The following is a 13,522-nucleotide window of genomic DNA, read 5'->3' on the forward strand; positions in this document are numbered from 1 at the left end:
GCAAGATTTTCCGTATGAAGTATCACTTGTTAACCGGCGCTACCGGCCTGCTGGGCCGGTATTTGCTCCGCGACTTGACCTTGGCCGACCTGCCGCTGGCGGTCGTCGTGCGTCGCTCACGGATGGAAACCGCTTCTCAGCGGATTGAAACCGCGATGGCGTATTGGGAAGCGGAACTTGGAAGAGCTCTGGTTCGCCCTGTGGTTTTGGAGGGAGACATCACCCAGCCCGGTTTGGGACTCTCGGCAGCCGATCAAGCTTGGGTAGCGGACCATTGCGATACCGTCGTGCATTCGGCCGCTTCCTTGACGTTTTATGCAGATGATGAAGAGGGAGAGCCGTGGCGCAGCAATATTCTTGGAACGCGCCACATGCTGGGGCTTTGTCGAGACGCCGGGATTCGCAAGTTGCACCATGTTTCGACCGCGTACGTTTGTGGCCGTCGGCGTGACATTATCCGCGAGGATGAAGTGGACGTTGGGCAAGAGCCCAGCAACGACTATGAGTCCAGCAAGCTGACCGCGGAAAAAGAAGTTCGTGCCGCCGATTTCCTGGATCTGCTCACGGTCCATCGCCCTTCAATTATCGTGGGAGATGCAAATACAGGTTTTACCGTTTCGTATCACGGGTTTTATACGCCGCTGCGATTGATACACGCTTTGGTGACCACGTTGCCTTGGGAGCTATTTAATCAGTGCGACCTGTTAGGGGCGCTGCAGTTAGACGGTTCAGAGCGAAAGAATCTGGTGCCTGTCGACTGGGTTTCGGCTGCGATGACTCGCGTGATCGCAGATCCCGATTTGCACGGCCAGACTTACCACCTCACCAATCCCAATCCTGCGACCGTGGCCGACATGTTGGGGGCGGCGGCAACGATGGTGATGACCTTGGCGCGTCCTGAGGAACCAGCCACAGAGAATAAAAACATCTCCATTGACGAGATTGCCGATTCGTTCCGCGAACAAATGGGCGTCTATCAATCCTACTGGAGCGATGATCCCAGTTTTGATTCGTCGAGGACCGAACAGGCTTTGGCCGACTTGCCTTGTCCTGCGGTGGATGATGCGATGATGGATCGCTTGATCGCCTTCGCACTAGAAAAGAATTTTGGATGGCCGCGCGAAGCGTCGGCCAAGATTAAGTACCCGATCGCAGAGAATTTGGCTCCCTGGATGGCAATCGCCAACAGCCTCACCCACGGATCCAGCGATCGACGCTACGTCAGTTTGCAGATTAGCGGTAGCGGCGGCGGACAGTGGCATCTGATCGTTGATCAGGGGCGATTGGTCGGCGTTGGATCGGGTCTGCAAAACGGCGATAGTCCGACATGCTATTTAAACAGCGACACATTTACGCGTTTGACGCGTGGAGAGCTGACTTGGGATTCTGCATTGCAATCAGGGCGTCTGGTGACGACCGGTCATGCAGCAAATTCTGAGCAGCTTGCTCGTTGTTTTCACGATCTTGCCTCTCTGACCTGCTCCGATTCCACTAACAACTGCGCCAATTGAAAGATATATCAGCTATGAACGGGGGTAACGCCATGACGGGAATGATTTCCAAACCGGGTTCGAGTGAATCGGCGCAAAGTGCAAAAACGCTGGAACGCGGTCGAAAGAGCATCGCCGGCGGCGATAGCAGCACGATGCGCGTACTGCCTTATCACATTCCGCTTGTCGCCGATCGCGGCGAAGGGTGCCGACTATGGGATGTCGATGGTAACGAGTACATCGACTTAAACATGGCTTATGGTCCGCTCTTGCTTGGACATCGTCCAAAGCAAGTGATCGACGCCGTTGTTCGCCAGATTTCAGAACAGGGAAGCCAATTGGGCTTTCCGACCGAAGTTACAATTCGCGTCGCCGAAAAGCTGAAGCAGTTGTTTCCTGTGATCGAATTGCTGCGGTTCGCTAATTCGGGAACCGAAGCATGCGCCTCGGCGATCCGCTTGGCCCGGACCTACACCGGCCGCCGCAAAATTATCATGTTTGAAGGTCACTATCACGGTTGGAGTGAAGCGATCTTCACCAAGTACCACGCGCCGCTCGAGATGTTGCCAGCTTGCGGTTACGGTCCAGCGATCCCCGGCACGACCGGCATGAGCGATTCGCTGACTGACGTGATCGTCTGCCAGTGGAATGATCTCGACGCGCTGCAGCGATGTTTGGAAGAGCATGGCGACGAAACTGCGGCTGTGATTATGGAGCCAATTTCGGGCAATGCAGGCTTGTTGCTGCCGCGTGACGGCTATCTGGCCACCGTTCGCGAAATGATTCACGATCGCGGCGGTCTGCTGATTTTTGACGAAGTGATCACCGGCATGCGAGTCGCTCCAGGCGGCGCCCAAGAGCATTATCTCGTTTATCCCGACATTACCGTCGTCTCGAAGGCGATGGGCGGCGGCTACCCGGTCGGTTCGTTCGGAGCGTCAGCCGAGATCATGAGCTGCATCGCCAACGGACCGCTATTCCACGGTGGCGTCTTCTCAGGCAATGCGGTCGTGATGTCAGCCGCTGAAGCAGTGCTGGACACCGTGCTTGGCGACAAAGAAAATATCTATGCTCACTTGCATGCCCGCGGCAATCAATTAGCCGGTGGGATCGACGATATCTACAATCGTCTCGGTATTCCGCACCAGGTCTATCATCTGGGCCCGTTGTTGGCTGGTCTGATCACCAAGACGGATGTCGAAGGGCTGTACAACTATCGCGACGTTCGACGACATTGCGATTTTGAACGCTTTATTCAATTCCAGCACCACATGCAGCGCAGCGGCGTTTACTTCCATCCCAACGAATTTGAACCGATGTTCTTATCAACGGCTCATACTTCGGCCGACATTGACGAAGTTCTAGAGCGTTGGGAAGACGGAGCACGTCAGTGTCTGGTCCGGTAACTTCCGACACGATTTGGAGCGCTGCGCCAATTCTAGATGCTGCCGAAAATTATCGCGGCAGCATCATTGATCTCGATGCGCAGCGCGTCATCTCGGCGGATGAATTTGCTCGAGCACGCGAAGCGTTCACCAGCGCATTTCGCCACCAAGGCGTTTCGCCTGGCGATCGCGTGTTGGTGACCATTGGCAATGGGCCTCTCTTTCCGGCGGTGCTGACGGCGCTGTTGGCTTGTGAGGCTTCGCCGTTGTTAGTGCACGTCATGACGCCGTCGGCCGAACTAGCGCGCTACTCGAAACGCTTCGGCGTAAAGTGGCTTGCAAGTTTTGGGGGAGATCCGCAAGTTGCCGCGGTGCTATCGAGCCTGCAGCAACTTGAGCCGCTAGCCCGCTGGAGTTTGCTATGGGGCGCGTTCCCCGAGCCGACCAGCGTGGCCGGTCCCGTGCTGCGCGGAGTTCCGCTCCACCCCACTTCAGGCTCGACCGGGCTGCCAAAGATCGCGCTGCGACCTGGTTTTGCAGCCATGGAAGAGGCGCGGCACTATGCGGCGACCATGGCGATTTGCGAAGACGACTGTCTCTTTGCGATACCGCCGATGAGTCACGCTTATGGCTATGGTTTGACGGTAATGACGCCCCTATTGTCAGGCGCCAGCGTGGTGACGACCTCTAACTTTAGCATTAAGAAGTTAGCCGAAGTTCTGCGTGATTATCCGGTCACCGTCCTGCCGATGGTTCCTGCCCATATCGACATGCTGTTGTTTGGGGGATCGATTGACTTTGGACGGCTGCGTTGGCTGCTGACCGCTGGATCGATGATGCCGCGACGTGCGGCGGTGCAGTTTCGGAAGAAGACCGGGGTCACCGTTTGTCCGCTTTATGGAACGACCGAAACCGGCGGAATTTCAGTCGCGACAACAGCCGACGGACAAGATGTCGATGGGCGCGTCGGGCCTCCGATGCTAGGTGTGAAAGTTTGCGTCCGACCACCGACTGACGGCGAAGACCAGGGACTTGATCCCGGCGTTGGCAAGCTGCATATTCAAAACAGCTCGATGATGGCCGGCTATCTCGATGAACATGGCGCAATCCTTCATCCGTGGGATGCGGATGGTTGGTTCGCCACCGGCGACTTGGCGAAAATTGCCGGAGATGGCGTGATTCATTTGCGGGGACGGACCGGCGAAATGATCAACGTGCTCGGCTTGAAGGTTGTTCCCTGCGAAGTAGAAGAAACAATTGCGGCCATGCCCGGCGTCAAAGAGGTCAAAGTCTATGGCAGTCGGTTGGCGTCACAGGCCGAGATCGTCAAAGCGGCGATCGCAGTTGAACCAGGCGTCGATGAACTTGCTATTCGCGCGTATTGCGAAGCACATCTGGTGTATTATAAACGTCCGCAAGTGATCGCCTTGGTTGACGCTTTGCCTCGTTCGCCAGCAGGAAAGATCGTTAGCGATCGACTTCCCTAGTCATAGGCCATCCAGCCAGGAGCTTGCTGATGTCGCAAGTCGCAGATGTTCCGCAACTAGGCTTTAACGCTTCGTTGAACAAGCTTTTTCCACTGCCGCTATCGCCGGTTGAGAAGTTCATGTTCGCCGATGGTCGCCCGCAGTATCCGATGATGTGCGACGCTGAGGCCCGTTTCCAAGGGACCATCGAGCGTGAGCCTTTTGCAGCAGCGCTTGAGTTCGCATTGAATCGCGCTCCGATGTTTCGCAGCGTCATTGAACAAGACAAAAAACGGGGCGAGCTCTGGCGTTTAACCGATTTGCGGCCCGAGGTTGACTGGGACGACTACGGCGTCCCTTATGCAAGCTGTTACGACGACCTAATCGATCTTCGCACCAGTGTTGGACTTCGCATTTACGTTCGCAGCGGCAGCCAACGCTCGACGGTGATGTTTCACTTTCATCATGCCTGCGCTGATGGCGTTGGCGCGTTCGCATTTATTGAAGATTTTTTGACTGGCTACAACAACGCGACTCCCGGCGCCAAACAGGTAGCGCCGCGCAAGCTAGAGCCAGAGCGTTTACTGGATCGATGTAATTCGGCTCTGGAAAATCCAACTTGGAAAAAAGGACTGAGCGATGTCGCTAGCGGCGTCGCTAGTGCGTTTCGTTTTTTTGCAGAACGGCCCTTACCGCTGACCAGCGGATTGCCGGCAGTTGCCGCCAACGCTGAACGCAAACAAAACGGACTGATTACACAGTCTTTGTCGCACGAAACGACGGTCGCGTTGCGTCGGTTTTCATCCGAGTCGAAGGTGACGCTCAATGATCTGCTGTTGCGTGATCTGTTTATGACGCTGGGCGAACAAATCGAGCTGCAAGGCTTTCCACTCAAGCGTCGCAAATTGCGCGTCTTAATGCCGCAAAATTTACGTGGACGCGGCGATAACGCAATGCCGACCACCAACGACGTCGGCTTTGCGTTTTTGACTCGTCGTAGTGACCTCTGCAAATCGCCAGCAGAATTATGCAAGTCCTTGGCCTGGGAAACCAGCGCGATCAAATCGGATCGGCTGTCGCGTTATTTCATCGGCGGTCTGGCAGGAGTCCAAGCAGTTGGCGCTCACCCTTGGATTGTGAACGGAAAATTTTGCTTTGCGACCGCGATTTTAACCAATTTTGGCAACTCTTGGCGACGTTTTGCCGCCAAGTTGCCGGTCGCTAACGGCGGATTGGTTGCCGGCAACGTGGTTTATGACTGTATGATTGGCGTCCCTCCGGTTCGCCCCAAAACTGCCGGTGCTTTTAGCGTGACAACTACAGCCGACAAGATTTTTCTGACGCTCAAGCAAGATCCGTATTACTACACGCGAGCCGAATCGGAGCATCTTTTGTCTCTGTTTTGTGCAAAAGTAACCCAAACCGCCGAGCTTGCCCGCTAAGTAGGGCCAATTCAGGTTGGCGATTTGGCGTGATATTCCGCTATAATGGAATACTTGTTCGCTTATTGATCCCGCCTGGAAACTTCTCTCCTAATGAATATGCTTCATGCAGCGACAGTCTCTCTGCGCCTCCTAGCAACGCTGGGTACGGTGACGCTTGGGGTGTGTCTCATCCCCGTCACATCCATAAGTGCAGAGATCGATTTTGCTCATCAGATCGTACCAATCCTGAGAAAGAACTGTTCTTCGTGCCATGCCGCCGGCAAAGCGGAGGGGGGATTTTCGATCAATGATCGATCTTCTTTTCTCGATAACGGCATGGCGATCCCCGGTGACATCGACGGGTCTTACTTTTTAGAACTAATCGCTTCGGACGATCCCGATACGCAGATGCCGCCCAAGGATCGCCCTCGAGTTTCCAAAGCAGATCTTGCGCTGCTGCGACAGTGGGTCGCAGCCGATATGCCATGGGAACCAGGCTTTACCTTTGGCGACAAGTTTTACGAGCCCCCGCTACTTCCTCGACACCCTGAACTTCCTCCGGTTGTCGCTGGACGAACGAACCCTATCGATCGGATCATCGACTCCTACTTGGTCGAAAATAAAATCCTTCGTCCAGAGCCGCTGTCGGACGGAGCCTTCCTACGACGCGCCTCACTTGATTTAATCGGATTGCCGCCGACCAGCGCCGAACTAAAAGCGTTTCTAGCGGATGACTCTGCTGACAAGCGAACGAAAGCAATCGACGCTTTGTTGGCGCGTAACATTGACTACGCGGATCATTGGCTAAGCTTCTGGAATGACCTACTACGTAATGATTACGACGGTACAGGCTTTATCACCGGTGGGCGGACCCAAATCACTGGTTGGCTCTACAATTCGCTCCGTGACAACAAGCCGTTTGACCAATTTACCCGCGAGCTGATCGCTCCCCCCACCGCCGATAGTCGCGGCTTTATTGACGGCATCCAATGGCGCGGCGAGGTTAGCGCAGGACAAACGACCGCGATTCAGTTTTCGCAAAATGTCTCGCAATCGCTGTTGGGGATTAACATGAAGTGCGCTTCGTGTCACAACAGTTTTGTCGATCATTGGAAACTGGCCGACGCCTATGGTTTAGCGGCGATCTATGCCGACCAGCCGCTCGAGCTGCATCGTTGTGACAAGCCGACCGGCGAAATGGCTAAGGCTGCCTGGTTGTTTCCAGAACTAGGTAATATTGACGCTGACGCCGCTCAGCCAGAGCGTTTACAGCAACTAGCCAAGCTGATGACCGCTCCACAAAATGGGCGATTCTCACGCACCATTGTCAATCGACTTTGGCAACGTCTGATCGGACGCGGCATTGTGCATCCGCTTGATTCGATGCAGTCGCGTCCCTGGAATGAGGATTTGCTCGACTACTTAGCGGTTTATCTGGTCGAGCAGAACTACGACTTAAAAAAGGTGCTGCGCTTGATTGCGACCAGTCAAGCGTATCAATCCCAGACCGAGGTGATTGCTGATGAAACCGGCGATGGTCCCTACGTCTATCGTGGTCCGCAAGCCAAACGTATGACGGCTGAGCAATTTGTGGACGCCGTATGGCGATTGTCCAATGCGGCCCCTATCGCGATGGACGCTAAGGTCAATCGTGTTGCGAAGGATGATGCTGGGTCGGCGAGTGTGGAACTGGTGGCGAAGTGGATCTGGGGAAATTCAGCCTCGTCTGGTCAGATTCCTCCATCTGGCGAAACCATCGCGTTGGTGCGTCAATTCCAATTAAAAGAATCAGTTAAGTCCGCAATCGCTGCTATCACCTGCGACAATGAATTTCAATTGTTCGTCAATCGCCGCGAAGTCTCGTCAGGCGACACATGGACCGATGTAAAAACGGTCGCACTGACTCCCTACTTGAAAGCAGGGAACAACGAACTGGTGGTGATCGCCAAAAACGCCGGAGCTGGCGCCAATCCGGCGGGGCTCTTCTTTCAAGCCAAGATCGATCTGACCGGGGGCGAATCGTTAATGGTCGCCTCGGACGAATCGTGGAACTGGAATCCTACACCCAAAATCGAGGTGATCAAAAAGCAGCCGCTTGCTGATTGGGCGAAGAACCAATTACCGGCTGTGATCGTACCGACGTTAGCGGTCTGGACATCCAGTGTGGAAGATGCAGCGAGACTTTCGCTGACCGGACAAACGCCGATGGTGCGCGCCGCACTGCTGAAAGCAGACTTTCTGATGCGGGCTCTCGGCAGGCCGAATCGTGATCAAGTGGTCTCGACGCGACCTAACGAACTAACCACCTTGGAAGCGATCAGTCTGGCGAATGGCCCTGCGTTTGACGAGGCCTTGTCGCGCGGAGCGAAACAGCTGCTCGCACATGACTGGGCAAGTTCTGAGGAACTGGTGAACCACGTTTACCTATCGCTGTTGTCCCGACCTGCGACCGAGCAGGAGCAAGCCATCTTTGTCGAAGCACTCGGCGAAAAACCTGACGTGCAAAGTGTGCAAGATATGCTGTGGACCGTGCTGATGCTTCCCGAATTTATGATTATCCGTTAAGGACGAAGTAAGAATCATGTCCGACACGAACCACTCGACTTCGCGACAAAACCGCGCAACCATCCGCCGCGATTTTCTTCGACAACTTTCGGCCGCCAGTGCTGCAGCCTGGATGACCGGTGCGCCGCAATTGGTTTCGGCCTCCGAAGAGACGTCACTTGAACAACCACAACCGACGGCTGACGCCTGCATTTTGCTATGGTTGGCCGGCGGAATGGCGGCGCCGGAGACTTTTGATCCGAAGCGCTATGCTCCGTATGAAAAAGGGATTTCGGTCGATAGTATGCTCAGCACTTTTCCGGCGATCGATACGAACGTCGACGGATTGCAGATCTGTGCGGGGCTAGAGAACATTGCTCAGGTAATGGATCGGGCGACGCTGATTCGCTCTGCGGTCCAGCCAGACCTGGGCAGTATTTTGCACTCGCGGCATCAATACCATTGGCATACCGGTTATGTCCCGCCGCAAACGGTCGCCTGTCCGCATATCGGCGCCTGGATGGCGAAAGTGCTGGGCCCCAACAACCCGGTGATGCCGCCGTTCATCAACATCGGGCAGCGTCTCGAAGGAGTCGGCGAGAAGGAAGAGCTAAAAGCCTTCACCACCGCTGGGTTCTTTGGCAGCGAATTTGGTCCGATGAATTTACCCTTCCCTGCGGAAGCGGCCGCCGCCGTTCGCCCACCAGAAGGGATGAACGCCGAGCGTTTCGCCAACCGCAATCGCCTGTTCCGCAAACTGGTCGACCAAACTCCTCAACGCGACTACCTGAGCGATTATCAGCAAGAGTCAATGCTCCGCTCGCTTGACAACGCCTATCGGTTGCTCAGCTCACAAGATCGCAACGCGTTTGATCTCACTTTAGAGCCAAAGCAGATCCGTGATCGTTACGATACGGGCCGCTTTGGCCAAGGTTGTCTGCTCGCACGGCGGTTGGTTGAATCCGGTGCTCGGTTTGTGGAAGTCACGACCGAGTACGTCCCGTTTTTGAACTGGGACACCCACGCCAATGGGCACGAAACCGTAGCGCGCATGCATCAAGAGATTGATCGGCCGATCGCCCAGTTGGTGCTTGATTTAGAAGAGCGTGGCTTGTTGGATCGGACGCTTGTGATTGTCGCTTCGGAGTTCAGTCGGGACGCAATCATGGAAGGCAAGCCTGGCTCCAACGCCAACGACCAGACAACGTTCAAAGTTGATAACGTCACTGAAATGAAGCACTACGGCCTGCATCGCCACTTCACCGGCGGCACCAGCGTGGTAATGTTCGGCGGCGGCATGAAACGGGGTTTCGTCTATGGTGAAACTGCCAACGAACGTCCGCTGATCGCAACCAAAAACCCGGTCAGCGTAATGGATTTGCACGCGACCATAATGACGGCCATGGGGATCAGCCCGCGTACCGGCTTTACTATCGAAGGACGCCCCTTCTACGTCACCGAAGACGGTAAAGGCAATCCGGTCATGGATCTGTTTGCGTAAGGCTGAAAAAATCGAAACGCTCTAGGCTGCTCGGCTCTTTAACGGACTGCAACCGACTCTTTCACCAACCGTGACCATTCAAAGAACCCAATCACTTCCAGCTGGTGACGTAGTTGCTCAAACGCTTCCAGCGTTAGCGAGCGGATCGGCAGTCGGCTCGATCCGCAGTCATGGCCGATCATCGCCATGATCGCTTTTTGAGCGGCGCGAGGACCGAACGGAACAAAAGCTCGCACCAATTGTTGAGAGCGTGATTGCCACAGTCGTGCTTCTTCTAGGTTTCCCTGCTCAAACGCCCTGAAAATATGGTGATAAACCGCCGGTGCATAATTGTAGGTGCTTCCAACTGCCGCGGTTCCTCCTGCGGCCAGTCCAGCAAGCAGCATCTCGTCCACTCCCCACATTACTTCATAGTCATGCCCGGCAAGCTCGACGCACGCTTGATAGTCTTGCACTGCGGGGGAAGTGAACTTGATTCCACGGAGATTCGGAATTCGTTCGATCGCTTGTTGCAAAAAAGCCAACGGCGAAAGCATGAGTCCCGTCGCCACCGGAATGTGGTAGTAGTAAAAGGGCAAATCGGGAGCGCCCCCTGCGATTTGTGCCATTGAATCGACCAGAGTTTCGATCGAATCGGGCTTGAAATAGACGGGGCTAACAGCCGATACGGCGTCGGCGCCGATCTGCTGCGCGTGCCGCGCCAGATCGCGGGATGCGAGCAGGCTTTCGCTGCCGACTTGCACAATTACCGGGATTCGTCCCGAAGTCACACTGACAAAAGCTTCTGCAGCGGTCTGCCGCTCAGCGCTGGTCAACGAGAGTCCTTCGCCGGTACTCCCCAGGATGTAGAGCCCGTGAATCTGCTGCTCGATCAGGTACTCGACCATCGGCGCAATCCGATCCACATCCAGTGCGCCATCAGGATGAAACGGAGTAAATGTTGCGGCAACAAGTCCGCGCAGACGACCATAGGTGGGCTGGATCACGAAGATTCACACAATACGAAAGGTGGTAGCGAGACCGGAAAACGCGAGGGAATATTACTTATTGATCGGTAGGCTGAGAGTCGGTCAGCCAATCCAGATCAAAGCGAGCGAAGACCACTTCTTTGTAGCCGTTCCGCTCGTAGAGACAACCAATTTGGCCATTCGGAAGCACGGTCAGCGAAGAATACGCGCTGCTCCCGTCAAACAATCGACGTTCAACCGGCCACGTTTGACAGTCATCGTAACTGGCGCGGACCGTCATCGCGGTGCGATCTTTGCTGCTGGCCGGATTCGAGAAGAGGACGACCCCCGGCTGGGCGGCGGCGGGCCAGCGATAACGATGAACGCTTGCTTGACAGATCGGCTCGATCAGCGCTGGGTCAAACTTTTGATCGTGCCAGGTCTGGCCTCCATCGTCGCTGAGGCAAACCTGACGCACGGTTTGTTTACGATCATAGTTTCGCATGTTCAGCAGCAACTTGCCGCCTGCCAGTTCGACTACTTCGCATTCGTTGACCTGATATTCAGGCGCCGATCCCCCTAACTGCCAGGTTTTGCCATGATCGTCCGAATAAATCACATGCGAGCCAAATTTCACTTTGCCGTCGGTTGGCCATTTGTGATCGCACGGAATCACCAAGCGGCCTGCATGTGGCCCATGTTCGATTTGAATGCCTGCGCCGGGGCCGGTTGCGTACCAGGTCCACTCTTTGTTTTTCACATCGGTCGTGATCTCGGTGGGCTTGGTCCAACTTTGGCCATTGTCGTCTGAAGACGCGACGAAAACGCGACGCGAATTTTGACCAAACCCAGGTTGAATTTTCCCTTCAGGAATCTTGCCAGAGTTCCAGGTCAGCAGCAGCCAGATCTTGCCGGTCGACTGATCCACTACCGGACAAGGATTGCCGCAGACGTTGTCTTCGTCATCCCAAATCACTTCGGCTTCGCCCCAGGTCGCCCCGTTGTCTTTCGAACGACGAACAACCAAGTCGATGTCGCCGGTATCAGACATGTTTCGCTTGCGGGCCTCAATAAACGCCAGCAAGGTTCCTTCTTTAGTGACAATGACCGACGGAATGCGATACGTGTGATAGCCATTCATCCCAGACTCATACACAACGCTTTCCTGCAATTCGCCGGCGGAGAGAAGTCCACCGTGGATGAGCGCGGCCAATAAAGCGATGAAGAAAATTGGGAGAGAACGTTTCATCGGGCGATCTTACTTTCGTATCGGAAGGAAAGTTGGCAGGCAGGGTTTATCAGGGTTACTTGAAATTGGCTTCCAACGATCTCCGCCACCGGTTGCGACACGATCGAAGTGGAGAGAGGGCCGTCCGTTTTCAGTCACAGAATAATTATCCGGATGAGGTCACCCTAAGCCTCTCCTTATCGTACCGGGGCTATTCTTAGCGAACATGCTCATGTTGCCGAAAAAACTTATCGATTTCGCTACTTTCGTGTTTAGTATAGAAGAAAACAACTCCGAAAGGGACAAATAACAAGCAATGCCGACGAACCGTTCTGTTGATTGGAAACACCCCGACCGTAGCGCTACCCACGTACTTTTGGCTCTTGGTTGGTATTATCCCGAGATTCACCGTGGCGTCGCGCGCTTTGCACGAGATCATCATTGGCACGTAACTTTTGATTTTGATGACCTGGTGCCCGACGACTGGCAAGGCGATGGCGTGATCACCCTGCTTGGCGCCCAGAAGCAAATCTGGCGATCGCTGCAGCGGTTTGACGTGCCGATGGTTGATCTGTCAGAAAGTCGCCCTGACATCCCCTTGGCTCGCGTCACCATGGACAATGCTGCGATCGGCAAAATGGCGGCGCAGCATTTTCTCGATCGCGGGTTTCGCAATTTTGCTTTTATCCATCGCTGGGAACTAGGAGTCAGTCGCCGACGTCGCGACTCGTTTGCGGCCGAGCTCGCGCTGCATGATCGTCGCTGCGATATCTTGTCGTGGCAACACGAGCGTGACCGCCGCGCCGATACGAGACAACAGCGACATCGTTGGCTCGTGCAGCGGCTGGCCGAGCTTCCCAAACCACTAGCAGTTTTTGCTCCGCGTGATATTGAAGCGGTCGAAATCATCGAAGCCGCAATGGCGATTAACGCGCTGGTGCCAGACGAGATTTCGGTGCTCGGCGTCGACAATACTGAGACGATTTGCGATTGTCTGCAAACGCCGCTGTCGAGCATCGACGATAACTTAGAACAAGTCGGTTACGAAGGCGCCGCTCTGCTCTCGCGACTGATCGCCGGAGAAGCACCACCCGCCGAGACGATCTACATCGCGCCAAGTCGCGTTGTTGAACGTCGCAGCACCGATAGCCTGGCGGTTTCCCACCCGCAGGTCGCGGCTGCGCTTCGCTATATGCAAGCGAACGCCCACCTACCGATCAACATGGTCGACGTCTTTCGCGCGGTCGCGATGAGCCGCAGCGGGCTCGAAAAAGCTTTTCGCGAAAACTACGTCCGTGCTCCCATGGAAGAATTGCGACGTATTCGCTTACTTCGGGCTCAAAAGTTGTTGCTTCAGACCAAAGAAAAGATAGTCAACATCGCAAAGTCGACCGGATTTGAGACTTCGCAAAATCTTTGCCGCGTCTTTCGTCAAAGCGTAGGGATGACGCCCAAGCAGTTTCGCACCCAAGGGACGGCTGTTTAACGAATGATGTTGATGTGACGCTATTGCTTGAATAAAGAACGGACCACCGAT

Annotated in this window: 9 protein-coding genes; 7 read left to right on the forward strand and 2 right to left on the reverse strand. The window is 55.0% G+C overall.

Features of this window, described 5'->3' with window-relative positions; all coding sequences use genetic code 11:
• Nucleotides 1-14: 14 nt before the first annotated feature.
• The 6 genes from SH421x_RS13840 (at nucleotide 15) to SH421x_RS13865 (ending at nucleotide 9,810) form a co-directional block, all read left to right on the forward strand.
• Nucleotides 15-1,511, forward strand: a complete 1,497-nt coding sequence (locus SH421x_RS13840; protein WP_488856357.1) for an SDR family oxidoreductase — start codon at nucleotides 15-17, stop codon at nucleotides 1,509-1,511.
• A 32-nt stretch (nucleotides 1,512-1,543) separates the two neighbouring features.
• Nucleotides 1,544-2,896 (forward strand): aspartate aminotransferase family protein, encoded by a 1,353-nt coding sequence (locus SH421x_RS13845; protein ID WP_488856358.1) that lies wholly within the window; start codon nucleotides 1,544-1,546, stop codon nucleotides 2,894-2,896.
• Nucleotides 2,881-4,362, forward strand: a complete 1,482-nt coding sequence (locus SH421x_RS13850; RefSeq protein ID WP_488856359.1) for a class I adenylate-forming enzyme family protein — start codon at nucleotides 2,881-2,883, stop codon at nucleotides 4,360-4,362. Before SH421x_RS13845 ends, SH421x_RS13850 begins: the two co-directional genes overlap by 16 nt.
• Before the next feature lie 29 nt (nucleotides 4,363-4,391).
• Nucleotides 4,392-5,783, forward strand: coding sequence for a hypothetical protein (locus SH421x_RS13855; RefSeq protein WP_488856360.1), 1,392 nt, complete (start codon nucleotides 4,392-4,394; stop codon nucleotides 5,781-5,783).
• A 162-nt stretch (nucleotides 5,784-5,945) separates the two neighbouring features.
• Nucleotides 5,946-8,330: a DUF1549 domain-containing protein gene (locus SH421x_RS13860; protein ID WP_488856362.1), complete on the forward strand. Its 2,385-nt coding sequence runs from the start codon at nucleotides 5,946-5,948 to the stop codon at nucleotides 8,328-8,330.
• Nucleotides 8,331-8,346: 16 nt separating this feature from the next.
• Entirely contained in the window at nucleotides 8,347-9,810 is a 1,464-nt protein-coding gene (locus SH421x_RS13865) for a DUF1501 domain-containing protein (protein ID WP_488856364.1), read from the forward strand.
• A gap of 38 nt (nucleotides 9,811-9,848) precedes the next feature.
• Here the strand turns inward: SH421x_RS13865 and SH421x_RS13870 are convergent, their stop codons facing one another.
• Both SH421x_RS13870 and SH421x_RS13875 read right to left on the reverse strand, forming a co-directional pair.
• Nucleotides 9,849-10,796 carry a dihydrodipicolinate synthase family protein gene (locus tag SH421x_RS13870; protein WP_488856365.1) on the reverse strand — a complete coding sequence of 316 codons (948 nt, stop codon included), beginning with the start codon at nucleotides 10,794-10,796 and terminating at the stop codon, nucleotides 9,849-9,851.
• Nucleotides 10,797-10,854: 58 nt separating this feature from the next.
• Nucleotides 10,855-12,006 carry a sialidase family protein gene (locus SH421x_RS13875; RefSeq protein WP_488856367.1) on the reverse strand — a complete coding sequence of 384 codons (1,152 nt, stop codon included), beginning with the start codon at nucleotides 12,004-12,006 and terminating at the stop codon, nucleotides 10,855-10,857.
• Nucleotides 12,007-12,457: 451 nt separating this feature from the next.
• Here SH421x_RS13875 and SH421x_RS13880 point away from each other — a divergent pair, with 451 nt between their 5' ends.
• On the forward strand, nucleotides 12,458-13,471 hold the full coding sequence (locus SH421x_RS13880; RefSeq protein ID WP_488856369.1) for a XylR family transcriptional regulator: 1,014 nt from the start codon (nucleotides 12,458-12,460) through the stop codon (nucleotides 13,469-13,471).
• The last annotated feature ends 51 nt before the right edge of the window (nucleotides 13,472-13,522 follow it).

This window comes from Blastopirellula sp. SH421, assembly GCF_057808535.1.

Excerpts from the sequence above, each read along its gene's own strand:
- SH421x_RS13840 (WP_488856357.1), top strand. The coding sequence starts at position 15 with ATGAAGTATCACTTGTTAACCGGCGCTACCGGCCTGCTGGGCCGGTAT.
- SH421x_RS13845 (WP_488856358.1), top strand. The coding sequence starts at position 1,544 with ATGACGGGAATGATTTCCAAACCGGGTTCGAGTGAATCGGCGCAAAGT.
- SH421x_RS13855 (WP_488856360.1), top strand. The coding sequence starts at position 4,392 with ATGTCGCAAGTCGCAGATGTTCCGCAACTAGGCTTTAACGCTTCGTTG.
- SH421x_RS13865 (WP_488856364.1), top strand. The coding sequence starts at position 8,347 with ATGTCCGACACGAACCACTCGACTTCGCGACAAAACCGCGCAACCATC.
- SH421x_RS13875 (WP_488856367.1), bottom strand. The coding sequence starts at position 12,006 with ATGAAACGTTCTCTCCCAATTTTCTTCATCGCTTTATTGGCCGCGCTC.